General features: G+C 42.2%; 19 protein-coding genes. 9 read left to right on the top strand and 10 right to left on the bottom strand.

All coding sequences use genetic code 11. From position 1 onward, the window contains the following. Both prsK and prsR read left to right on the top strand, forming a co-directional pair. Window positions 1–2,019: XrtA/PEP-CTERM system histidine kinase PrsK (gene prsK, locus AC4E96_RS11245; protein WP_490255883.1), on the top strand; the 2,019-nt coding region annotated here is incomplete at its 5' end. A gap of 11 nt (window positions 2,020–2,030) precedes the next feature. Then, complete coding sequence (gene prsR / locus AC4E96_RS11250) at window positions 2,031–3,389, top strand: PEP-CTERM-box response regulator transcription factor (protein WP_490255884.1); 1,359 nt, start codon at window positions 2,031–2,033, stop codon at window positions 3,387–3,389. Here the strand turns inward: prsR and AC4E96_RS11255 are convergent. The 5 genes from AC4E96_RS11255 to AC4E96_RS11275 form a co-directional block, all read right to left on the bottom strand. Then, window positions 3,386–3,604 (bottom strand): helix-turn-helix transcriptional regulator, encoded by a 219-nt coding sequence (locus AC4E96_RS11255; protein ID WP_490255885.1) that lies wholly within the window; start codon window positions 3,602–3,604, stop codon window positions 3,386–3,388. The genes prsR and AC4E96_RS11255 overlap by 4 nt on opposite strands. Window positions 3,605–3,651: 47 nt before the next feature. Next, window positions 3,652–4,074: a hypothetical protein gene (locus AC4E96_RS11260; protein ID WP_490255886.1), complete on the bottom strand. Its 423-nt coding sequence runs from the start codon at window positions 4,072–4,074 to the stop codon at window positions 3,652–3,654. Between the two features lie 103 nt (window positions 4,075–4,177). Continuing rightward, a complete protein-coding gene (locus tag AC4E96_RS11265) occupies window positions 4,178–5,449 on the bottom strand; it encodes an XrtA/PEP-CTERM system-associated ATPase (RefSeq protein ID WP_490255887.1) in 1,272 nt (423 codons plus the stop codon). Between the two features lie 80 nt (window positions 5,450–5,529). Continuing rightward, entirely contained in the window at window positions 5,530–8,580 is a 3,051-nt protein-coding gene (locus AC4E96_RS11270; RefSeq protein WP_490255888.1) for an efflux RND transporter permease subunit, read from the bottom strand. A 42-nt stretch (window positions 8,581–8,622) separates the two neighbouring features. Next, complete coding sequence (locus AC4E96_RS11275; protein ID WP_490255889.1) at window positions 8,623–9,573, bottom strand: efflux RND transporter periplasmic adaptor subunit; 951 nt, start codon at window positions 9,571–9,573, stop codon at window positions 8,623–8,625. Window positions 9,574–9,846: 273 nt separating this feature from the next. Here AC4E96_RS11275 and rimK point away from each other — a divergent pair, with 273 nt between their 5' ends. The 4 genes from rimK (at window position 9,847) to AC4E96_RS11295 (ending at window position 12,896) form a co-directional block, all read left to right on the top strand. Further along, the gene (rimK, locus tag AC4E96_RS11280; protein WP_488033661.1) at window positions 9,847–10,752 is read left to right on the top strand and encodes a 30S ribosomal protein S6--L-glutamate ligase; all 906 of its coding nucleotides are present in this window, start codon (window positions 9,847–9,849) and stop codon (window positions 10,750–10,752) included. Continuing rightward, the gene (locus AC4E96_RS11285; RefSeq protein WP_490255890.1) at window positions 10,752–11,780 is read left to right on the top strand and encodes a succinylglutamate desuccinylase/aspartoacylase family protein; all 1,029 of its coding nucleotides are present in this window, start codon (window positions 10,752–10,754) and stop codon (window positions 11,778–11,780) included. The genes rimK and AC4E96_RS11285 overlap by 1 nt, the downstream gene beginning before the upstream one ends. Continuing rightward, the gene (locus AC4E96_RS11290; RefSeq protein ID WP_488033659.1) at window positions 11,780–12,217 is read left to right on the top strand and encodes an ATP-dependent zinc protease family protein; all 438 of its coding nucleotides are present in this window, start codon (window positions 11,780–11,782) and stop codon (window positions 12,215–12,217) included. Before AC4E96_RS11285 ends, AC4E96_RS11290 begins: the two co-directional genes overlap by 1 nt. Window positions 12,218–12,311: 94 nt before the next feature. Continuing rightward, on the top strand, window positions 12,312–12,896 hold the full coding sequence (locus AC4E96_RS11295; RefSeq protein WP_488033658.1) for a hypothetical protein: 585 nt from the start codon (window positions 12,312–12,314) through the stop codon (window positions 12,894–12,896). A gap of 79 nt (window positions 12,897–12,975) precedes the next feature. On the opposite strand, the gene AC4E96_RS11300 is transcribed toward AC4E96_RS11295, so the two are convergent. Beyond that, entirely contained in the window at window positions 12,976–14,106 is a 1,131-nt protein-coding gene (locus AC4E96_RS11300; protein WP_490255891.1) for a PepSY-associated TM helix domain-containing protein, read from the bottom strand. Window positions 14,107–14,215: 109 nt separating this feature from the next. Beyond that, entirely contained in the window at window positions 14,216–16,369 is a 2,154-nt protein-coding gene (locus AC4E96_RS11305; RefSeq protein ID WP_490255892.1) for a TonB-dependent siderophore receptor, read from the bottom strand. 212 nt (window positions 16,370–16,581) lie between these two features. On the opposite strand from AC4E96_RS11305, the gene AC4E96_RS11310 reads away from it, so the two are divergent. Continuing rightward, window positions 16,582–17,013: an organic hydroperoxide resistance protein gene (locus AC4E96_RS11310; RefSeq protein WP_490255893.1), complete on the top strand. Its 432-nt coding sequence runs from the start codon at window positions 16,582–16,584 to the stop codon at window positions 17,011–17,013. Window positions 17,014–17,283: 270 nt separating this feature from the next. Here the strand turns inward: AC4E96_RS11310 and AC4E96_RS11315 are convergent, their stop codons facing one another. The 3 genes from AC4E96_RS11315 to AC4E96_RS11325 all read right to left on the bottom strand — a co-directional run bounded on the left by AC4E96_RS11315 (window position 17,284) and on the right by AC4E96_RS11325 (window position 22,064). Next, the gene (locus AC4E96_RS11315) at window positions 17,284–19,092 is read right to left on the bottom strand and encodes a cation:proton antiporter (RefSeq protein ID WP_488033654.1); all 1,809 of its coding nucleotides are present in this window, start codon (window positions 19,090–19,092) and stop codon (window positions 17,284–17,286) included. A 207-nt stretch (window positions 19,093–19,299) separates the two neighbouring features. Beyond that, on the bottom strand, window positions 19,300–20,763 hold the full coding sequence (locus AC4E96_RS11320; protein WP_490255894.1) for a YdgA family protein: 1,464 nt from the start codon (window positions 20,761–20,763) through the stop codon (window positions 19,300–19,302). Between the two features lie 83 nt (window positions 20,764–20,846). Further along, on the bottom strand, window positions 20,847–22,064 hold the full coding sequence (locus tag AC4E96_RS11325) for a BaiN/RdsA family NAD(P)/FAD-dependent oxidoreductase (protein WP_488033652.1): 1,218 nt from the start codon (window positions 22,062–22,064) through the stop codon (window positions 20,847–20,849). A 249-nt stretch (window positions 22,065–22,313) separates the two neighbouring features. Here AC4E96_RS11325 and AC4E96_RS11330 point away from each other — a divergent pair, with 249 nt between their 5' ends. Both AC4E96_RS11330 and AC4E96_RS11335 read left to right on the top strand, forming a co-directional pair. Further along, window positions 22,314–23,102, top strand: a complete 789-nt coding sequence (locus AC4E96_RS11330) for a DUF481 domain-containing protein (protein WP_490255895.1) — start codon at window positions 22,314–22,316, stop codon at window positions 23,100–23,102. A 176-nt stretch (window positions 23,103–23,278) separates the two neighbouring features. Then, window positions 23,279–23,972 (top strand): DUF481 domain-containing protein (locus AC4E96_RS11335; RefSeq protein WP_490255896.1); only part of this gene is annotated, 694 nt, incomplete at its 3' end.

The raw sequence follows: 23,972 nt of genomic DNA on the forward strand, positions 1-23,972 counted from the left end.
TTATTGGCTTGTTTAATTGGCTATCTTGTTAACGCAGGGTTGGTTTTTAGCAGTCGAGCAACCGGTATCGTCAAATCGATGTTTATTATCACTTTTGTGGTGATGATCGTTTGGACCTTGGGTTATTCCGTCAATTGGCTCTTTGCTTCAGAGCCTCATTTTATCTTGTCACCTGTTCTCGAATCCCTTCAGCTTGGTGCTTGGACTTTACTCCTTTTGACTATTTTGGACTCACAAAAAGTTGATGTAGGTCGGTTTATTAAAAGTAAGTTTGTACTTACCATCCTTTTTGTATTGTTGATTTTTAACTTTGCGGTTATCGCGCCGTTTATTGGCAGTGAATACAAAATGCAGTTTATGATTGGTGCGAGTTTGGCAGGCAGTATCATTCAGCTGATATTAATAGAACAAGTTTACCGCTCATCAGGTAAGGAGAAATGGGCTTATAAGCCGTTAGTGCTTGGCTTAGCGATGGTAAATATTTTCCATCTGATCATGATGTCTAATTCTTTACTTCTCAATGCAATAGATGTGAACTACCTTGCTTCTCGACCATACATTTACGCTATGCTCGCCCCATTTATACTCCTAAGTATGAAACGAGTTGCGTCATGGGATTTGCAAGTATTTATCTCTCGCGACGTTGTCTTACAAAGCTCACTGTTAGTTTTCTCTGGTGGTTATTTAATGGTAATGGCACTTACCGGCTATTACATTCAACAAACCGGACAAAGCTGGTCTGGCATTTTACAAATCGTGTTTATCGCTGGTGCACTCGTTGCACTCGCTTATATTTTTATTTCTGACTCCCTTCGAAAGTACTTTAAGACATTCATCCAAAAGCACTTTTACGCAAACCAATTTGATTACCGTGAAGAATGGCTGAACTTAACTCAAACTTTGGATAAACACGACGCCAACGAGGACTTTTATCTCACTGGATTAAAAGGGGTTAGTCAGTCTTTGTATTATCAAAAAGGACTTTATTTACGCAAACAGCTCAATCACTTTGAGCCTGCGACACCCGATGTATTTAAATTAACCCATGAAGCAAAACTCGAACTCGATTGTATTGTCACGTCTATTGAGAAAACACACTGGATTGTAGACCTACCAGACTTTGATAAAGAAGAATATCAGGCGGATTTTAATACGTGTAACGTTAGCGAGCTTAAGGCTTGTGGTGTTGAAATTTTACTTCCTATATTTATCAATAATCAGCTCCATGGCTTGTTTTTACTATCAAGTGAAGGCTCTGACCGTGTCTCGGTAAACTGGGAAGTCAGAGATTATCTAACCGCAGTCTCCTCTCAAGTTGCGAGCTTCATTCGCTCGGGCGAGACGCGCGAAAGACTGGAAGAAAACGCCAAGTTTGCGGCCTTCAACCGAATGTCTGCATTTGTTGTTCATGATCTTAAAAACGTCATCGCCCAAATCGGGATGATTGTTTCGAACGGTGAAAAATATCGCGATAACCCAGAGTTCATTGACGATACGTTTGAGACCTTGGCACATACAAAAGAGCGCATGGATAAAATGTTATTGCAGCTTCAAGAAAAACAGCAACAGCGCAGCGAAAGCTCGTTACTTGGACTAAATCAAACATTGACGGAAGTCGTTGAGAATTACGCCAACAAGTTACCGAAGCCTCAATTCATTCCGGCAAATAAAGATGTGTCATTATCTTTAGATAAAGAACGCTTTGGCTCAGTCATTGGTCACCTAATTGATAATGCTCAACAGGCGACGGATGATTCGGGTTCTGTGCTCATCAAACTTAATGTGGACGCCGACGGTTCACATGTAAAAATAATTATTTCTGATACAGGGATTGGCATGACCCAAGAATTCATTGATAATTTGTTATTCAAACCATTTGAAACCACAAAAGGCAACGCAGGGATGGGAGTCGGTGTCTATGAGGCCAAGATCTTCGCTCAGGAAAATGAAGGTTTGTTGACCGTAGACAGTGAACCTGGTGTGGGAAGCACCTTTATTATGACTCTGCCTTTAAAGTAAAAGGAAGCAATGTGGAAAAGTTATTGATAGTCGAAGATGATTTAGGCATCCAAAAACAACTAAAATGGGGCTTGCCTGGCTACGAGTTATTATTTGCGGAAGACCGCCAAAAGGCTATTTCTCAACTTCGTCGACACGAGCCTAAAGTAGTGACACTTGATCTTGGTTTACCACCTGACCCAGCCAATGCCTCTGAGGGTTTGGCGATTCTTTCCGAAATCATGTCCCTTGCACCTAATACCAAGGTTATTGTCGTCACTGGAAACTCCGATAACACCAACGCATTAAAAGCTATCGAGCTTGGCGCGTATGACTTTTATCAAAAGCCAATTGAGATGGAAACCTTAGCAATTATTGTTGCTCGCGCTTTTCATTTAACGAATTTAGAAGACGAAGTTCGCCAACTTCAACATGCAGGTAACCCGTTTGGTGGCATCATAGGCACCAGTCCGAACATTCAAAAAGCCTGTAAGCTAGCTGAGCGTATCGCCAAAGCCGATATCACTACATTATTACTCGGTGAAAGCGGCACGGGTAAAGAAGTTTTTGCCAAAGCTATCCACGAAGCGAGTCCACGTGCAAACGGCCCGTTTGTTGCCATTAACTGTGCATCTATTCCAGATAACTTATTAGAAAGTGAGTTGTTTGGTTACGAAAAAGGCGCGTTTACGGGCGCAAACAAGACCACTAAGGGTAAAGTCGAATTCGCTAATGGCGGTACTTTATTCCTAGATGAAATCGGAGATATGCCACTTAATTTACAAGCAAAAATGCTGCGTTTTTTACAGGAACGAGTGATTGAACGTGTCGGTGGTAGAGCCGAAATTCCCGTCAATGTCAGAGTCATTTGTGCAACCCACCGTGACTTACCAGACATGGCTAAAAAAGAAGAGTTTCGTGAAGATTTGTATTTCCGTATTGGTGAAGTGACGATAGAAATACCGCCACTTAGAGACCGAAGCGGTGATGTTGTCGTGCTCGCCAAGCACTTCTTAAATACCTTTAATCAAGAGTTTGCGCAAAATGTTCGAGGTTTTACCGAGACCGCTATCCAGGCACTCATGGCGCATCCGTGGTCAGGTAACATTCGTGAATTACAAAACAAACTCAAGTCTGCTGTAATCATCTCTGACAACAGCATGATAACGGCTGAAGATCTTGGCTTTTTTGATTATCAAGAAAACGCCGATGAAGTCTCCGATCTGAACCTAAAAGCCGTACGAGAAAGAGCAGAAAGTGATGCGATTCGCACGGCGTTTGCTCAATCAAAACACAATATGTCTCGAACCGCAGAGCTGTTGGGTGTGACTCGACCAACGCTTTATTCATTGATCGAGAAATACAACTTAACGGATATTAAGCCAAGTTAATCTTGGCTTTCCCAATAAAAAACCTTTTCGATGCCGGTGCCAAACACATCGGCAATTCGAAACGCAGTTTCAAGTGACGGCGAATAGCGCCGTTGTTCTATGGCCGCCACGGTTTGTCTCGTCACCTTGACCTTTTCACCCAGCTCGCCTTGAGTCAAACCATGTTGCTCTCGAAGCTCTCGGACGTTATTTGCAATTGGTAATAGCTTAGCCATTAGCTTTTTCACTTTTTGTTGATTTTCATTTTTATCAAAATGGCGCTTTAGATTCGGCCGCGATAATACATGATTTGCAAAATGTATTCACAAATCTGGCTTGCTAACAGGCTACCAAAAACGATATAGAACAGAACGTTACCATTACCTTGCATGGCGAAATGTAACACGCCAGTGATCGCACCAAACCCGAGTACATAACCAGACAGATTACCGGCCTTGTCAAAAATTGATTTTTCACGTTCATCAGGTTCTTGTTCTGCTTCTTTTGGTGAAGTAACCGCAATAATGATGTGACCTATGATCGCCGCTACGACGATACCAATTGTAAACCTAGATAATAATGGCAATGAAGGGCCGATTAGCTCACCTGCCGCGAGCGAGAAGCTGTAAACCTTTTGAAAGTAAGATAGTCCACAAACGGTTAAGATAATAGACATTAACCAAGCTGATTTTTCATGAAATGACATAACACACCCTTTGTTAAAAATATTTAACATGAGTATTGGTTATAAAAAAACCGATGTCAAATATTTTTAACATCGGCCTCTTTTAAATATGAGCTATGTGATATCAGCCGTTTGAAGCCAAGTTGCTTGTGGTTTGTCCGGTGGCATTACTCGCCAACTCATTTTCAGTTTGAGTCTCTGTCGGTGCTTCTGGCTGCGTTCCCGACGGAGAGCCTGACTGTGTCGCTGATGAAGAGCCTAGGTTATCCGTTGTTTGTGCTGCAACAGACTGGTTTTCTCTCAAAGATTCGTTCTGAAATCTCAACTCTTTTAAGATCTGGCTTTGTAAAATTACCGAGCGTCGGTTCATTGCTAACAATGATTCTAACAGCGTCTCAATCTTAGTCGTATCTAATGCTCCACCTAAACCACTGCCCATAATGGCTGAATCTATTTCAGCCATTTCAGCGTCTTGTGCTGCGCTGCCTGCCATTAGGTCGCGGTCAACAAAGTTACGAGACGCGGGTGTTGAACGTGGCATACCACCCGTTCTTGAAGAAAGCCCGTCACCATCCATCTGATGGTTTAACTCTGACGACACCTCTTGAATGACGTCATTGATCACTTCGACATCAATTGAGCGTTTTTCTTCCATAAACGAGAACAGCAAAACACGATCTAAAAACGTGTTTATTTTTCGAGGAATACCCGTAGTAAACTTGTGAATGGCAGCAACAGAATCTTTGGTGAAAAGAGGCTCGTCTTGCCAACCAGCTTTTTGCATGCGGTAATTGATGTAATTATAGAGCTCTTCTTCAGATAGCGGAGTCAAACTCGCAGAGGCTATGACTCGTTGCCTAAACTGTTCCATCACGGGTGCACTTAACACCCCTTCTAGCTCCGTTTGACCCAACAAGAAACTTTGAATAATTGATTTACCATCGACTTGAATATTCGACAACATACGGAGCTCTTCAATAGACTCTACTGGTAAGTTTTGTGCCTCATCAATAATCAATAGCATCCGGCGACCTAGTGCATTAAGGCGACGCATGTAGTCGGTAAGCTCTGCTATGTGTGCGGCTTTGGTATCACCTTGAGGGTGGAGTCGGAACAACTTGGTGATAGCAACAATCAGATCGTCAGGAGAAAGGTTTGGTGTCACTAACTGTCGTGCAACGATGTTTTCTTCTTCTAATTGAGAAATCAGGTGATTAGCGATGGTCGTTTTACCTGTACCAACGTTACCGGTAATAACAATAAAGCCTTCGCCTTGACTGAGTCCATACTGCAAATACGATAGCGCTTTTTGATGGCCTGTACTGGCAAAAAACACCTCAGGATCTGGGGTAAGTTGAAACGGTTTGCGGCTTAATCCAAAATAGGCTTCGTACATTCCTTATGAACTCCATTTGTTACACATGCTTTAGGCCTAATCTTACCATAGACCTTAATGGTTAATACCAGATAAATTTGTTATTCCGTCTGCTCTGACGGGTTAGTAATGTGTTTTCGTGTCACCAATAATGTGAATGCCGGTACCCAAATCAACGACGCTAATGTAGTGAATAACAGGCCAGTAATAATTACTGTACCCATTGGCATCCACAAGCCACCACCAAACAATGTTAATGGTAATAAACCAACAATCGTTGTTAATGACGTCAAAATCACCGGTGTGAAACGACTCGCCGCCGACTTCACCATTGCCTTTTGTTTATCCAATAAGTGTACTCGGCCTTTGTTAAAGCCGTCGACAACAATAATCGCATCATTCACCATTATGCCGATTAAGCTGATAAGTCCAATAAACGCCATCATTGAAAAGCTAAGTCCAGTGACAAACATACCAACCACGGCCCCTGCAAACGCGATAGGCAATAAACTAATAATGACCAGTGGCTGAGCAAAACTATTAAACTGCACAAACAGCAATACAAAAATGCCGACCACAACAATGATCATAATTTCTGAAAGCCCGCCAAAGCTCTGTTTCCTCGCTTCTTCTTCGCCACCGATTTTGTAACTAAGGCCATTATCCCAACTCAGAGTTTGTAAAAAGGCATCAATATCAGAGGTTATTTCAGCTACATTTCCTGGCGCCATAACATCAGCTGACACTCGGTTCATGCGGTTTCGTTGATAATGATAAAATGCAGGCTGTAAACGAGTAACCTGAACATCTGCAAAAGACGCTACTGGGATAGAGTGACCCAGAGAATTTTTGATGTACATTTGGTCTAAATCGAGCGCGCTTTTTTGAGCTCCTTTAACCAAAACATTAAACCCTTGGCCAAATCTATCATTTATGGTTGCCGCCGGAGCTCCATCAATCATAAGACGAATTTGACGCTCGGCACTCGCCAAATCTATCCCTTTTTGCTGCGCTTTTATTTCATTAATTTTAATGTCGTATGCAAGGCCCGATTCCGCAGAAATATTGCGAACATCAAACACGTACTCTTGTGACTCCATGAAGCGCTGCAACTCCATCGCTCGCTGTGCGACTTGTGTTAAGTCATCTCCAATGATCCTAAACGTGATGGGTCGGTCGGTAACAGGGCCTTGTTGGAATTCAAAGATGTTGATCTTACCCAAAGCCGATGACTCATACTTTGCTCGTACTTTTTGAATAAGCGACCGCACTTGATCTTTATCGTATTCTTCGGTGATAAGTAATAACTGTGCAAAGTTGGTTCGGCCTCGCTCTGGGACATGGTTATAATAGATTTGCGGGCTGGTCGCTCCCACAGTGCTCACAACTTTAATGACACCATCAAACTGCTCAAGCTCTTTTGTCAGCGTCATCGCTGCACTCTTGGTATTATCCATTGAAGACTGCACCGGCGTTTCTAAGTTAACAACCAAGGTGTTCTTTTCTGCTTTGGGAAATAAGCTCACACCGACTTGCGACATCAAACTGGCGCAACCGACAACGACGATGGTAAAAACAACGAGAACTAACGCTGGTTTACTTAAAACACGCTCTAGAAATCGAGAAAACGGTCCATTAGCAAAACTATTCAAATGATGAGATAACGACCATGATGATTCATCAGAAACTCCAAAAACCCCCATCAAAACAGGCAATACAATCAAGGCCACAACGAGTGAAACAACTAAGGCTATTGAGACAGAAACAGGTAAGGCTCGCATGAAGTCACCGGTATCACTGGAAAGTAATAACAATGGTAAAAAAGCGAAGACCGTCGTCAGTGTGCCTGCGACTAACGGCATGCCGACTTCCTTAATAACTCGTTGCACTGCTTCGGTACGTGACGCCACCTGATCTTTCACTTTTACAAATTGCTCGACCACAACAAGTGAGTTATCAACCAATAGGCCGAGGGAAACGATCAGACCTGCAATCGTCATTTGCTGCAACACAAATCCCATCATGTTCATCAGCGTCAAAGTAGCAAATATAGTTAGAGGTAAAGCCAAAGATACCCATAACGACTGTTTGAAGCCCATAAAGAAAAACAAACACACTAAGATGAGGACTAAACCACTTGCCAAGTCACCTAAGAAGCCATTTATTCTGAAGCGAACTGAATCTTCTTGCGCAACGACGGTCGTTACCTGGACTTCTGGGTGAGTCTTTTCGAACGCCTTTACGACCGCACGAGTTTGTTCGCCCAGCTTGTATATATTGGAGCCCATACGCTGTTGCGCAGTGACATAAACAACGGGTTGGTCACTTACAAACGCCAAGTTATCTGGCTTGTTAAAGGCAATGGCCACATCAGCGACATCTTGAACCAAGACTTGTGCTGTACCACTGGTTTTGATGACGGTGTTTTGTAACTCTTCTACAGATTGGTATTCACCGGATAGGTTAATGGTAAATCTGACTTGTTGCTCATCGATAAAGCCAGCATGAGTGGCTTGCCCACGAGCAGCAATTGCTTGGTGCACTTGTTCAATGTTGAGTTTGTGTTTAATTAATTTGTTGGGATCAATAGCAACCTCAACAACTAATTCAGGTAGTCCCCACACCTGCGCCCGTTGAATATTAGGCAAAGCTTGCAGTTCATTTTTTAGCTTTTTGGCAGTGCGCTGAATCGTTTGCCAGTCATTTTCCGGATGCGAAATAGCCAGCTGTAAAATGTTTACGGTGATGGGTGAGGCTTTGAAATAGAGAATCTTTTGAACATCATCTGAAAAGCTACCTTGTACACGACTTACCGCTCGAACTACCTCATCAAATCCTCCATCGGCAGAGGTGCCATGGATAAAACGAACGGTTAAGTTTACAGCGCCGTGTCTAATTTTGGTTTCAATCGTTTTGATGTCTTCAACCAGTCCCAAGGATTCTTCGATTGGTGCTACAACTTGTGTTTCGAGTAATGCTGGGGACATCCCTGGGGCAATCACTTCAACGACACTGATAGGTAAATAAAATTGCGGGTCTTCCGCTTTGGGCATGGTCATTAATGATGTACCGCCCAACATGATCACCATCGCGATGATCAGTCCCAATAAGCGGACGTTACTTCCAAGATATCGGTTGATATTCAGTAACATTGGATTCCTTACCTACAAACAATTACTAGAGTTTAATTTCGATTAGTTTGGCTTAACGATCTTTAATGTTGTTGCATTGTCCGCATTTACATAAATCGTGTCATAGTCATGGTCTATAACTTCAAAGCGTTTAGCTTTTGCCTGTCCAGTTTTGTCATCCACGACTCTCAAAATCGCAGTATTATTAAAATCTAGTTGAGCGTACTCTACCGGAACGGCCAAAACCATTGCCATATTCTGTGTCAGTGTGACGTCGTATAGCGCACCCACTCTTACTTCTGGATTATCTGTAATGGCAATTTTGACAATGAAAAGGCCTGTTTCTCGGTCTGGAACTTGAGCCAGTGTTTTAACCTCACCAATTAAATCTGCGCCTGACTCATTATTCTTTAATACCACTTGTTGGCCGACATTCAAAAATGCCAGCAGCCTATCTTGAACAGCCACCTCCACAACAAAATTTTCGGTTAATGGGGCGACTTCCAGAACGGGTTGGCCTGCTGATACAAACTCGCCGCCATCGACATAACGAGCGATAACCACCCCATCGAAGTTAGCGACAATGTGAGCGGCATCCAAAAACTCACGTGTACGAATGATTTGTGCACGAAGTTGTGACGAACGACTTTTCTGTCTGTCCAATTCACTTTGAGAAACGGCGTCCACTTTTTTCAGTTTTTTGAGGCGCTCAATCTCTTTATTCACAAATGCTTTTTCAGCAATGAGTTGATTGAGTTCAGAAGACAAATCATCAGTATCAACCTTGGCCAACACTTCACCTTTCGAGAACCCCTGGCCTTCTTCGATGTTAAGCTGAGTGATTTTACCGGATGACTTGAACGAGACTTGATATGTTTTAAAAAAGGCGAGCTGGCCCACTCGGTGAGCTTGTTTGGCATGCGGTTCAGCCTTTAAAGACAAGGCCTCCAGCGCTGCTACTGGAAATCCTAACAGACCACAAAAAACTGCAATTGTGAATAATCGACCGACCAAGATAAGCTCCTTTTTACCCATTGCTATTAGATCAAAAAATGAATGTTGCTATATATAGGATACTCGTTTTTATACCTATGTTTGCAACGACTTTTGTTAATAGTAAGTGACTGGCTTTTTTTTATCCATTTTTAATATTTAAAATTAAAAAAAACTGCTCAAAAAATGAAAAAAAACTTTCTGTTTTTGGGGCTTTTAATCTACGCTTTGAAAAAGGATAAACCCTTATAAACAAAATACTTTTTATTACTTTTGGAATTACTAAGGCCACTAATGAAAATCGCCATCTTATCTCGTAACAAAAACCTGTACTCTACACGTCGATTAGTAGAAGCGGGTGAAGCAATGGGTCATCAAGTTGATGTTATCGACACATTGCATTGTTATATGGATATCACGTCGAGCCGACCTACGGTTCGTTATCAAGGTAAAGAATTGCCCAAATACGATGCGGTTATTCCGCGTATTGGAGCTTCAATTACTTTTTATGGCACCGCTGTCGTTAGACAGTTTGAAATGATGGACACTTTTTCTATTAATGAATCAGTGGCGATCAGTCGCAGTCGAGACAAATTGCGTTCTTTGCAGCTACTTTCGCGTAAAGGCATTGGCCTGCCAAGAACGGGCTTTGCCAATCGTCCAGATAAAATCAAAGATTTGATCAAAAACGTCGGTGGTGCACCGGTTGTCATTAAGCTGCTAGAAGGTACTCAAGGTATTGGTGTGGTACTCGCAGAAACCAATAAAACGGCTGAAGCCATTGTCGAAGCCTTTATGGGCCTAGACGCAGATATCTTGGTACAGGAGTTCGTTAAAGAAGCCGGTGGCGCGGATATTCGTTGTTTGGTTGTAGGCGGAAAAGTCGTCGCGGCGATGAAGCGCCAAGGTGCAGAGGGTGAATTTAGGTCTAACCTTCACCGTGGTGGTAGCGCAACGCTAGTAAAACTCAGCAAAGAAGAAAGAGCAACAGCAGTGAATGCAGCTAAGGTAATGGGACTTAATTTTTGTGGTGTCGATATTTTGCAATCGTCAAATGGCCCTATGGTAATGGAAGTCAACTCTTCTCCGGGTCTAGAAGGTATTGAAACCGCTACTGGAAAAGACGTAGCGAGCATGGTCATCGAGTTTATTGTTAAAAATAGCAAAACAAGCTCTAACCGAACAAAAGGCCGAGGCTAATGAAACACGAATCTTTGGTCATTGACGGTAATGAAATTTTACCCGGTACCAATATAAAACTAGATCTACCCGTTGCTAAGTTATACACAGATGCAGAAGTGACCATTCCAGTTCAAATTTTCCGTGCTAAAAAGCCAGGTCCAACGGTATTTATCAGTGCTGCGATTCATGGTGACGAACTTAACGGTATCGAGATCATTCGACGTTTTATCTCAAATCCGAAGTTCAAGCTGTTGCGAGGTACTTTGATTGCGGTACCAATGGTGAATGTATACGGCGTGGTTAACCAAAGCCGATATATGCCAGATCGCCGCGATTTAAACCGCAGCTTCCCCGGTTCGCCAAAAGGTTCATTGGCGTCTCGAGTTGCAAACAAATTTATGACTGAAATCGTCAACAAGTGTGATTACGGTATCGATTTACACACAGGTGCCATTCATCGCTCAAACTTACCGCAAATACGCGCCAACTTAAAGGATGAAGAAACCAATGAACTGGCACAAATGTTTGGAGTGCCCGTGGTTCTTAACTCTGAAATATTAGAAGGATCACTTCGTGAAGCGGCCTCTAACAGCGAAACCAAAATTTTGTTGTACGAAGCGGGTGAAGCACTGCGTTTTGATGAGTTTTCAATCCGAGCCGGTGTAAAGGGATTGAGTAATATTTTACGTCACTTTGGTATGTTGCGTCGCTCACACCACAAAAAGCCAGTTTGTGCTGTCGCAAATAGCAGTAAATGGTACCGAGCGAATTCATCAGGCATCGTCAATAACAAAGTGACGTTGGGCGATAGTGTTGAAAAAGGCGAAGTATTAGCTGAAATCGGTAGTCCTTATGGCGAGATATTTAGCTCGGTAACGGCGGATAAAAACGGCATCGTTATCGGCATGCAAAACATACCTTTAGTTCAAGAAGGCGAAGCCATGTTCCACATTGCATTTTTCACTGAGGATGATGAAGAAATAGTGGAACAAATCGAAACCGTACAAGAACAACTATTACCCGAGCTTTCAGGTGGCTTAAATTAATGAACGACAAAACAATTATCGGAAACTTAGAAATTTGCGGCCTGCCGGCCCTCGCTATTAACGAAATGGAAGTACGCGTAGATACTGGTGCCAAGACGTCGTCCCTGCATGTAGATAACATACAAAAGTGCTCGATGAATGGTCGTCCTGCGGTGCAATTTGATATTCACCCAGACTTCCACAACGTCAGTAAAATAGTCACATGCAAAGCGTTAATTCACGATATGCGAAAGATTAAGTCTTCTAACGGTGTTTCAGAACAACGTTACGTGATCAAAACCCCTATTTCATTAGGCAAATGTGAATGGGAGATAGAAATCACCTTAACTGACCGTCGTGACATGAGTTACTTAATGCTCCTTGGTCGTGAAGGTTTGGGTAGTCGATTTTTGGTAGATCCGTCTCAAGTCTTTTTGGGATCAACAAGAGAAGATTAATTAGCTTCAAACTGATTTAATTTAACTTTTACATTGCAAATGAGAATCATTCCTATTAAGGTGTTGGTATTCGATATTCTTAGTAGGAATCCTCATGACATTAAAAATTCATACCGCACTCGCTGGCTCTTTAATCGCACTCGCTATAGCAGCCTGTTCTGACCAAGCTAATAACCATCTTGATACGACAACAAAAGAAGCGTTTGAAGCTTCGGTTTCTCAACTTGCTCAGTCTTCCTCATCTGCTCAAAGCACAGACCTGTGGAAAAAATACGAAACGATCGCAACAGAAATCAAAACCAGTCATGACAGTGCTTCGTTTTCAGACCTTAAACAAAAATCACAATCTCTCACTCAACTTTCCACTGAATTACTGCCTAAATTTATTGCACACAACCAAGAATGTGAAGCGTACCTTTCTGTCGCGATGAACTCAGTAGACGTTATGTTGAACCTTTCACTTGAGCAAATCGAAGCGGACTACCACGCAGATGGAAAGTTACCACCGATGAACGATGTTAAGTGTTATCACGCCAAAGACTTGCTAGTTCATCCTGCTACTGCTGCGGTTATCGCCGGAACGATGGACGATACTGCTGAGTCTCGTTCAATGATCAGCGCGGAAATTACCGAAGTACTTGAACACCTTGAACAAGTTAAACAATCTTCTGTTCGATAATTAAGTCAAACACCATGTCTCCGTTGGACTTAAATTGAACAAAGGGCAGTGCTGAATTAAAGCCACTGCCCTTTTTTTATCAGCCTTTTACCCGACGTGTCCTCACTAGATACAAGTACAAACCAGTAATGCCCAAAATCAAAGGGCTAAGACCTATCACACACCAGATAATCTTTGTGGTAAGTCCCCCAAAGTAGCCAAAGTGTAGCTTTCTAAAACTATCAACAACGACGTGTAATGTTGGGTTAGAACGGACATCGCCAATGTGTAAAATGTTCCCTGATTGAGCATCGTAAGTAAGCGTGCTCGCGTACTCGCTATGCAATGGATTGGCGCTATTCACTTCACCGTAAAAGGTAATCGGCATCTCAGGTTCATATGGTAAAACCATGTAAGTCGCTTTGAAGTCACTGATGTGATCGTTTTGATTGTCCAACAAAGTCTGAAGCGACAATTCTGTATTGTGCAACGGTGACTCAATTAGATAATGCTCTTCAAACGCATGCTCTGTCACTTCATGTAAGACTTCAGAAATATTCCAGTAGCCGCCTGTAAATGCCAATATAAGAATAATAGGAGAACTAATAATCCCGATCATTTTGTGAATGTCAGCAAAGAGAATTCGCCTGGCTTTATCAATCCTTAATGTGAAAAAGTGCTTCCAAAAGTGTCTATACAAATAGATGCCTGAACCCCCTAGAAACAAAAATAATATAGCCACGACCGCACCAACCGTCGCGCCCCACGTGTTTAATAACAACTTGTAATGTAAATCTAGTAACCAGTCAGTTAAATAATGTGTGACACCCACAGGCGGCGCTAAAACCTCACCTGAGTATTGATCGATATATAATTTGTGCCACTCGTCAGTGCCTTTTTCGATGAGGTAGGCAGTATCCGCTCTGTGGCCATCATCAAATAACTCCCAGCTTCCTACGACATAATTTGGATGGGCTTGGTTAACATTAGCTATTAATGTATCGATAGATAATCGAGTTGGCTTCACAGTTTCAAGTTGACTCGACGTCGCTTCAGTTTTTACTTGCTCTGATGGGGTTTGTGCCAGAGCGACGATGGTTTTTTCTGGCATCAATAAATTATCTAACTCGACTTTGAAAACCAAAATACTTCCAGTAATCGAAATGATAAATAAAGGTATCATGGCAATAAGGGCTGACACCGAATGCCATTTATGAATCTTTTTTCTCATCTTATTTGCTCGTTTTTTGCTTATCAGTTAAATGTGAATACAAGAAAAACGCACCGAGACCATATTCGCCTCGGTGCGTTTTTGTTTGAGTAAGGTTTAGAACTAACCGTTAAAATGACAGTGACAGACTGGCCGAATAATTTGCTGGCGCACCGTAATAACCTTGTGCCCAATACAAACTATTTAGGTACTTTTCATCGGTCACATTGTTGGCATTTAATGACAAACTTACCGTCTCGTTTATCTGATATTTCGCCATCAAATTAACCAGGGTATAAGCTTCTTGCTCAGTCACGATCATTGCACCTGTCGGCAACTGCCCTTGAACGCGACTTATGTCACTTTGATAATTGGCACTTGCACCCAGTGTTAGTCCGTCGATATAGGTCACATTGTGAGTAAGCGCCAACTTAATAAGTTGATCCGGTGTATAGTCTGCAACTAATTGATCGGCGGCATCATCAGACTCGATTTTAAAGTCAGTAATACCAAAACTAATTTGAGTGCCATCGCCAATTTGACCAGCAAGCTCTAATTCATAACCCTTGCTGTTGATACCATCAGTACCTATGTATCTTTGTGCGTCCGGTGCTAGTGCAGCCGTGCTCGGATCGAGTTTCGCAACGTTGGTTTGCTTAACATTAAAGTAGGCAACAGATGCAACTAATAAACCGTCAAACAATTCGGCTTTGGCACCAATTTCACTACTGCGACCTGTGATTGGGTCTAATATGTTGTCATTGATATCTTGCTCAGTTTGAGACAAGAAGGTTTCGGTATAACTTGCGTACGCCGAAATCGACTCTGTTGCTTGATATACTGCACCAAGATAAGGAATGAAAACGCTATCACCACGGTCTTGAACGACACCATAACTTTGTCCTTTTACATCCCAGTCGTTAAAACGACCACCAACAATTGTGTGTAGCCCATCAGCAAGGTTTAACCGAGCCGTGAAGTAAGCCGCTTTCTGCGTTGTTTCAATTTCGGCACCTGTTAAGCCGTCAAGAAAAGTTGGTTTTGGCGTATTACCAACCCACGTTGGCAGTGCTGGCATTACCGGAAAGCCATAAGGTGTTGAATAGTCATATAATGAGACATCATCGTAGGTCATGTCAGCGTGACTTAGACCAAAAACGACTTGGTGGTCTCGACCAAATGCTTGGAACAAACCTCTTGTATATACATCTATAAGATTGTGCTCATCGTCATGGTCATATTCACTCGCATAGCCCATTAGGCCAAGTTCGGTTGAACGATCGGGCGTACCATAAACATAAAAAAGGTGAGAGTCTTCATCGGTTTCTTTACGTGAGTAAGTCGCACGTAAATCCCAGTTCTGATTGATAAAATGAGTTAACTCAACAACGGTATTATTTCTTTGTACATCCCAATATGACCAGTTCGCAGAGGTGTTAGTACCTACATCATAATCAGTAGCCGTACCGTCTGTATAAAATAAAGGATTCGCGCCCCAGTTATTCCCGGTCGAGTCATTGTCATTGATCGTGTGACTAAATGATAACTGGGTATCTTCTGACACGTTTACTTCTACGAAACCATATGCAACTGTCTTATCCTGTTTATAACGGTCTAAATAGGAGTCATTCTTTTGTTTTACAGCAACCACTCTAAAAGCAACATCGTCGTTAATTGGCGTAGAAAAATCAGCTTCAATTCGAGTTTTGTCCCACGAACCGGCCGTAAAGTTAAGACCAATTTCTCGCTGCGCAGTTGGACGCTTGCGGATAAAATTAACAGTCGCGGAAGGATTTCCCACGCCTGTCATTAAGCCATTAGCACCGCGAATGACCTCGATTCGTTGGAAGATAGCCGTATCTTCATCTGCATGGTTATTGCCTGAAATAAGTGGTAAACCAATACCGTCTATTTGAAAGTTGGTAATATCAAAACCACGCGCAGTGTAATACGTACGATCCGTTTCAATTCGTTCTACTCGCACACCTGTCGCCGTATCTAATGCAGAATTAATATCGTTCAGTTGAAAATCTTTGAGTTGAGCCGAACTAATTACCGAGACTGACTGAGGAATTTCGACCATTTTAAGGTCTAGGCGTGACGCTCCATTCACATCATCAGCACTATAACCCTCAATATAACTACCCTTCACTTCGATAGTTTCAATGTTTTGCTTCTTTTGAGAAGTGTCGTCATTAAGCTGATTTGCAAATGCATTAGTTGAAGTACCTAAAGCTGAGATTACCGCGAATGCGATGGCCGTGTGATGTTGAAAAGCGTTCATTTATTTTCCTTATTGATAATCATTCTCATTATCATATATTCATAAAGGCCACCTGTAAATCTTAATAAGAATGGTTATCATTTAAATATTTTTGACAATTGGATTAGCTCAATTAATTTTGGTTGTTTTATGAACTGACTGAGTAACTTTTCCGTAGTCTGCTAGTGTTGTAATACCCGACCAATGTTGGTCAAAACACAAAGGGAGTAGATATGAACGAACTACAAAAAGTCTTATACACTGCTAATACTCATACCTCAGGTGGTCGCGACGGCGGCGCAGCTAAATCTGATGACGGTAAATTAGAAGTAAAGTTAAGTGCACCAAAAGCGTTAGGAGGAAATGACGGCGAAGGTACTAATCCTGAGCAACTATTCGCAGCAGGCTATTCTGCCTGTTTTATTGGCGCATTAAAGGCTGTGGCAAGTAGTGACAAAAAGTCGATTCCTGAAGAAACTTATATCGACGCTAGCGTCTCAATTGGACCAATCGAAAATGGTTTTGGGATTGAAGCAGAATTAAATGTCTCTCTTGGCGACATGGATAAAGCAGAAGCACAGGCGTTAGTCGACAAAGCCCACCAGGTTTGCCCATATTCAAATGCAACAAGAAATAATATTAAGGTCACAATTAACGTTTTGTAACGTCAATAAGTTGAGCACGTTAACCTCATGAGACAGGCTAACTCAACTGGATAAGCTAATTGAATTTGCAAAATAACCCTGCGAAAAGAATTATCTTACTAAAAGATTTCAAAGCGCTATCTCACTGAAAAGGTTATAAACGAAAAACGAGAACCACTTTGGTTCTCGTTTTTTAATGATTAACTAACGTGTTCGAAACTTAATAGAGATGAGCGTCCAACACTCAGTTTTTGTCTGAACAAATTAATCTAAATTGAGACTACCCTGTCACTAATCAGGCACCTGCCCCTGCTTCTCTTGTGGAAGAATCAAACTCACGATTTTCCAGCCTGCTTTTGGCTCTACTTTATTACCTGAGGTAAAGGTCACCACCTTTTTATCGCTGATACTAAGCAACGGCAGCAAGTTATCGTCATATTCAGATAAATAATCTTTAAAGGTAAACTCTTCGCTGATTGCGGTCGTTTTGATTATTGCGCCTTTTTTCATTGCGCTGATCAAATAACCATAAGTCGCTTGCTCAGAAAAGAGGCCCATTTTCTTAGCAAACTCTTCACTTATTTGATGACTTTGGTGTTTAGCGTTTTCATTGGTGGTTAAACCCAAAATCGCCGCTTCTGGACCCAGCTCATGTTCAAAATGCGTCATCACCATTGGATTAAGTTGTCGATAAGGCGACAGTACCAATACATTACCAATACCCGTTAAATCCAAATGTCGTGAGGCATGGTCAGATATAGGGTTACCAAAATAGGTGCGGATGTTTTCCATCCGGGCTTTTTTAATCGCGTCCCAGTTCGTGTCAGCGATAATGCTTTCAACTTCGTTGTTCTTCAGTTCGAGCGCCAGTGCCTTTGAAAAGTCATTTGCACCAAACATTAAGAAACCCCGAGGTTCTGGATCTCTAATACCCAGATATTCCGCCACTTTGGTTGCCGTTAAGCTCTGTATAACGACCGTCGAAATGATTACTAAGAAAACCATCGGGACCAGCAACTCGGCACCTTCAAACCCTTGCTCTTCTAATTTAATAGAAAAGAGAGCCGAGACCGCAGCTGCAACGATGCCTCTTGGCGCAATCCAACTAATCAGCTGTAGCTCTTTGCTTTTTAGGTCTGTACCGATTGATGAGATATAAACAGATAAAGGTCGAGCAACAAACATGACTCCCAAAATAACTATGATTGCCCCCATTCCAACTTGCTGAATTGCATTAAAGTCGATACGTGTCGCCAACAAAATAAACAAACCGGAAATCAGCAGTACACTCAGTGTTTCTTTAAATTCTAGTACGTCATCGACATCAACGTTTTTCATATTGGCCAACATGATGCCGGCAACTGTCACTGTTAGTAAGCCAGACTCATGAGCAAGTGCATTAGACGCGGCATAAGAGCCCAACATTATAGTCAGAACGGCGGTGTTCTTTAGGTAATGAGGGAAGACATTGTGACGTATTGCTAGGCCCATAAAATAACCGAATGCAGCACCAAAGATTAAACCTGCACTAATCGTTTTACCAAATGCAAATAAAGTGTGCTCGAGTGCATTGTGTTGAGTAAGGACAAATTCGAAGACCAGGACAGCAAACAAAGCCCCAATTGGGTCAATTATGATCCCTTCCCATCTTAAAATATTAGATACATTGCCATTAGGTCTTACTGACCTGAGCATCGGTACGATTACGGTTGGCCCTGTTACGGTAATAATGGCGGCAAAGAGTGCAGCCAAGGCCAGTGAAATGTCCAAACTAAAATAAGCCAGCGGCATAGCCACCAGCCAGGTCACTAAGACACCAACGCTACATAAATTTCGAACCATGGCACCATGGCCACTTATATCCGAGAGCTTAAGCGTTAATGCTCCTTCAAAAAGAATGATTGCCACTGATAGCGACACAACAGGAAAGAGAAGGTCTCCAAAGATATTGTCCGCATTGAGTACACCAGTTACTGGCCCAATAATTATTCCGACAACAAGGAGAAACAAGATAGCTGGTAGTTTGACGCGATGCGCCAAAAATTGACACCCGATCGACAACAAACCCACAATAACCAAGCCCATGGTTGAATCAAGCATATTTATTTTTCTCCAAATCAATGACTTTACTGCCATTTTTACTACTTAAGTATCGTCGACAGTATCTGAGTTCTTTGTTGTACGCAATGACAAAAGAATAGTAAAAATCAACGAAATTTCATTAAATTAGGATCATTTATTTTAAAATAAAAAGCCCTTCAAGTTTAACTGAAGGGCTCTGTATGACTCTATTGGCAGGCTAAGCCATTAAATCGGCAATGGCATTGGCTTATCGTTTATTTTTAACTGAAGATCTTTAAGAGAAACCAAAGCTACGTAGTGAGAATCTTGCTCGGTGATCAAACCTTGTTGTAATAAAGAGCCAACCACCACACCGGATTGCTCTTTGGCAATTTGAACAATCTGTTCAGGTGGCAAGTCACGAGCTTGCGGATTGGCTCTAATTTGAGATGCTACGACAAGCGATGCCCAATGTTGGAATAATGCTTTGTCACTTACAAACTTAGCGTCGGCAGCCGCGTGTGATACCCAAAACTGCTTGTCATTAATCTCTGCTGGCATTGTTTCGACACCAACAAATTGAGAGTTAAGTTCTCCGTTAAAGCTGCCTTCTGCAAAAGTACCATTAAGTTTGGTGACTGACATTTTTGGTTCGGCTTTTAATAAGGCTAGAACGTGGGTATCTAAGAAGGCTTTTTCTAGTACCTTTAACTCAGACGCATCTGATTTACCTAACTGAATCGACTCTAACACCTTAGCTGTATTTTTAAGGTAATCATCGTAAGCGGCAAAAAAATCACTATCAATCTGATTAAACTGTACTTCTAAGTCAAAGTCAGAGCCATCATTTTGGCCGTCGATATAGGTATTCAATGAATAAGCTACAGTCATATCGGCCAAGCCAGTCTCTTCATTCATTGCGGTTTGCGTTTTAAGATCTAAGCCTTTCATTTGTAGTGCGACTTCACCTGTATTGCGGGTAAAGATGATGTCCTTTATCGCCATTTTCACATCAGAATCATAAATGCCCATTTTGAACAACTCAGTAACCGGAACTTCACCAGTAAACGTCATATCCAATCCCGAAACTGCCAATTCACCTTGTTGTGTATTGAACAACATATCACCGCCTGCGCCTTCATATTCAATGTGTTCACCGGACACACTGCCATATCCGTTATATTCGGCAACCGTAAATTCAAGCGGGTGAGAACAACTAGAGCAATCAAAAGAAAACGCGTTAATTTTGTCGCTAAAAGAGTGGTTTCCAATTAATGAGGTAATGTTGTGTAGCTGATAAATGGGTTGGTTGTTGACCACATCAATATGATCAGAAATAGCTTTACCATCAACCGCCGCTTGCAAGCTTAACCAGCCAAAACTAAGACCATCATCTAATAAAATTGGGCCGTGTTCAGCTGTTAACGTCACTTGAGTTGATATCGCACCTAAACCAGACACATCGCCGTCAGCATTTGTCACACTGTTTGCGGCGTCCATATCAAATGTCAGCTCGATAACGGCTGATGAGTCAAACCAAACATTTCTATATTCAACGACTTCTGCCGAATAGCCAAGTTGATTGTTAAGTTGCTCAACTTGTTGTTTAACTTGAGCTTCGAGATTCATCCCAACAAACGTTGGAGCTATAATTGCTGTGCCTAATAAAGAGCCGACTAAAATGCCGGCTACTTTTTTTAATTGTGTCATGTCACTTCCTTGTTTAGAAATTGGCTAATAAAAGTTCGTTATTATGCCTAATCTGATCCAAAACGAAAGTGGATTTTGACCAATCAACAAACCTGCCCTGCCGCCCAACCACTAGCCCACGCCCACTGAAAGTTATAGCCACCGAGCCAGCCTGTAACATCGAGAACTTCGCCAACAAAATAAAGGCCATTGATGTTTTTGCACATCATGGTTTTGGATGAAATGGCATTGGTATCGACGCCACCCAAAGTGACTTCGGCCGTACGGTAACCTTCAGTTCCGTTCGGTTTCATTTGCCAGCTGTGAAGGGTTGAAACCACGTTATCGATGTCTTTGTGTTGAAGCTGTTTAATCGGCTTGTCGACGAGGTTTTCCATTGTCATTAATAGCTCGACAAGTCGTTTTGGCAACCACGTTGAGAGGGTGTTTTTGAGGCTTTGGTTTGGATTCGACTGTCTAATGCTCTCTAGCTCTTCTGCCAAGTCCAGGTTAGGTAACAAGTCGATACTCATGGCTTCACCAGGCTGCCAATAGTTAGAGATTTGTAAAATCGATGGGCCAGATAAGCCTCGGTGGGTAATCAACATGTCGGCGGCAAAGACAGTGCCGTCTTTTGCTTCGATACGTACAGGTAGACTCACACCTGAAAGCTCTGCTAGTGCTTCTTTTTGTTCTTGGTGTAAAGTCACAGGCACTAAACCCGCACGGGTCGGTAGAACATCGATTCCGAACTGCTCAGCGACTTGATAGCCAAACGGCGTCGCGCCTAGCTTGGGCATGGACAATCCACCAGTTGCGATAACAAGGCTCTGACATTGATAAGTGTGGCTGGCCGTTTTGACAATATAACCGCTTACTTCGCCTTGCTCGTTTTTGACTGTCTCTATCGAGTTGATTTCCGTTCGAAGTCGAACCTTCGCATTAGCCGCGTCACATTCGGACATCAAAATTCGGACAATTTCTTTGGCGCTGTCATCACAGAATAACTGACCAAAATCGCGTTCGTGATAAGCCACATTGTATTTAGCGATCAAACCCAAAAAGTCCCATTGGGTATAACGGGACAGTGCCGATTTTACGAAGTGCGGATTGGTACAAAGGTAGTTACTCGGCTCGACGTCCATATTGGTGAAGTTGCATCGGCCACCACCGGAGATCAGTATTTTTTTGCCGGCTTGTTTGGCGTGATCAAGCACCAAGACATCACGACCACGGTAACCTGCTTGTGCCGCACACATAAGTCCAGCAGCGCCAGCTCCGATAATAATTACGTCGTGTTTGTGTTGAGTTGAAGTTGCCATAAAGTCTCTAAAAAATACAAAAATAAGATGGGAAGATGCCGGTCGGCATTTTCCTTTAATCCCTGTCTAAGTACAACCTGATTTATACTTACGATGAAGGAAAAACAGACATTTTGGCTGGTTTTCAGCGGATCGCTTGTGTAAAGTAGACACTCTAAAAATACGACTTTTTTATGACATTGGACGTTAAAAATTAACATTTGCCGCTATTTAATTTCCAACTAACTTAAAAATAGGTTTTTGCGCTCAATGAAACACTTTGTTTTACCTACTCTTTTTCTTTCATCACTACTATTTTTACCTAGTCATGCAAATGCGAATGACTTAGAAAACTTTGAAGACTTTGAGCTTGAGCCATTATTTAAAGATAAAGTATGGGAAATGTCCGCAGAACTAGGCATTTTGTTGACGTCGGGTAATACAGAATCAAGCTCGTTTATCGCCAAACTAGATGCGAGCCACGAATATCAGAAGTGGCGTTTTAAGTACAACTTCCATGCGTTGTATAAAAAAGACGAAGTTTATGTAGAAGAACAACAAGCAGAGATGCTAAAAACCACTGCAGAGCAATACATATTTACCGCACAATCCGATTACGAAGTCACCGAAACAGACGCCGTTTTTGGCTTCATTAGTCACACCGATGACCGATTTGCTTCTTATGTCGAATATTCTACCGTTGTTGCGGGTTATAGCTTTAGAGCTGTGAATCAAGAACGCATGGTTTTAGATCTAAACGTCGGTCCAGGTTATGCCAAAGGCTTAACCTCTGAGGGTGAAAGCGAGCAAGGTATGATCATTCGTGGCTCTGCCGCGTTTAATTGGAAGATCACTGATTATGCTCGCTTCATGCAAAATGTTTCGATAGAGACTGCGGGGTTCAACACGCGTACCATTGCTGAGTCGGCATTCACTACTCAAATCAGTGGCTCTATGCAAATGAAAGTCGGTTTTAAAGCGACGCACGATACGCAAGTAGAAGCCGACCTTGAAAAGTTATCAACAGAAACATCGCTGACACTTGTTATGAGTATTTAATTAAAAGCCTCGAGCAAGCATACAGCAAGTTTGTGCCTGTAAGCTCGGTGGTTATTTCATGATAAATAAATACTTTTTGTCATAAACCTTTAAAAGTTGACGCTTAGCATCTATAACTAAACTTTATTATTAAAAGTCCATAAGAACTTACAATCACAACAACACTCGGGGTGTATATGAAAACTAATGTATCTTTGTCATTATTAACGGCAGCGCTTCTCTCGTCTCTGTCATTTAACACGTTTGCAAACGAACCTGCACCTGAGGACGACGCTCTCGACATCAGTGCAGAGGTCGGTGTTTTAGTTACAACGGGTAACACAGAGTCTTCTTCTTACTACGGTAACCTGACTGTCGAACAGGACCTGTTCCAGTGGAAAAACAAGTACACACTCGATTTCTTAAAAAAAGAAAACGAAGTCGAAAATGAAAACGGCCAGACCGTCACCCAAGAAACTGACGACCGTTATACATTGACGGCCCAAGGTGACTACAAGCTTTCTGATACATCAGCGATGTTTATTTTTGGTAGCTACACAGACGATGAATTTGGTGCTTATGCCAAGTACACAACCATTGCAGCTGGTTATAGCTTTAGACCAATCGCGAAAGAAAACATGAACTTAGACGTCAATATCGGTCCGGGTTATTCACGAGGTGAAACACAAGACGGTGAAACAGAATCTGGTTTAGTCGGTCGTTTATCTGGTGCGTTTGAATGGCAGTTTTCACCAAGTGCGAAGTTTATTCAAAACGCCAGCGTCGAATATGCTGACTTCAACACTCGAACGACAACTGAAACGGCAGTGACTGCAACACTCACAGATATGATGAAAATGAAGGTTGGTTTCAAAACGATCACTAACTCGG

Source organism: Psychrosphaera sp. (assembly GCF_982872775.1).

Bases quoted from the DNA above. Each gene is read 5' to 3' on its own strand.
- AC4E96_RS11285 (WP_490255890.1), top strand. From the start codon at position 10,752: ATGAAACACGAATCTTTGGTCATTGACGGTAATGAAATTTTACCCGGT.
- AC4E96_RS11260 (WP_490255886.1), bottom strand. From the start codon at position 4,074: ATGTCATTTCATGAAAAATCAGCTTGGTTAATGTCTATTATCTTAACC.
- AC4E96_RS11320 (WP_490255894.1), bottom strand. From the start codon at position 20,763: ATGACACAATTAAAAAAAGTAGCCGGCATTTTAGTCGGCTCTTTATTA.
- AC4E96_RS11295 (WP_488033658.1), top strand. From the start codon at position 12,312: ATGACATTAAAAATTCATACCGCACTCGCTGGCTCTTTAATCGCACTC.
- rimK (WP_488033661.1), top strand. From the start codon at position 9,847: ATGAAAATCGCCATCTTATCTCGTAACAAAAACCTGTACTCTACACGT.
- AC4E96_RS11290 (WP_488033659.1), top strand. From the start codon at position 11,780: ATGAACGACAAAACAATTATCGGAAACTTAGAAATTTGCGGCCTGCCG.
- AC4E96_RS11270 (WP_490255888.1), bottom strand. From the start codon at position 8,580: ATGTTACTGAATATCAACCGATATCTTGGAAGTAACGTCCGCTTATTG.
- AC4E96_RS11330 (WP_490255895.1), top strand. From the start codon at position 22,314: ATGAAACACTTTGTTTTACCTACTCTTTTTCTTTCATCACTACTATTT.
- AC4E96_RS11325 (WP_488033652.1), bottom strand. From the start codon at position 22,064: ATGGCAACTTCAACTCAACACAAACACGACGTAATTATTATCGGAGCT.
- AC4E96_RS11300 (WP_490255891.1), bottom strand. From the start codon at position 14,106: ATGAGAAAAAAGATTCATAAATGGCATTCGGTGTCAGCCCTTATTGCC.
- AC4E96_RS11310 (WP_490255893.1), top strand. From the start codon at position 16,582: ATGAACGAACTACAAAAAGTCTTATACACTGCTAATACTCATACCTCA.
- AC4E96_RS11315 (WP_488033654.1), bottom strand. From the start codon at position 19,092: ATGCTTGATTCAACCATGGGCTTGGTTATTGTGGGTTTGTTGTCGATC.
- AC4E96_RS11255 (WP_490255885.1), bottom strand. From the start codon at position 3,604: ATGGCTAAGCTATTACCAATTGCAAATAACGTCCGAGAGCTTCGAGAG.
- AC4E96_RS11265 (WP_490255887.1), bottom strand. From the start codon at position 5,449: ATGTACGAAGCCTATTTTGGATTAAGCCGCAAACCGTTTCAACTTACC.
- AC4E96_RS11305 (WP_490255892.1), bottom strand. From the start codon at position 16,369: ATGAACGCTTTTCAACATCACACGGCCATCGCATTCGCGGTAATCTCA.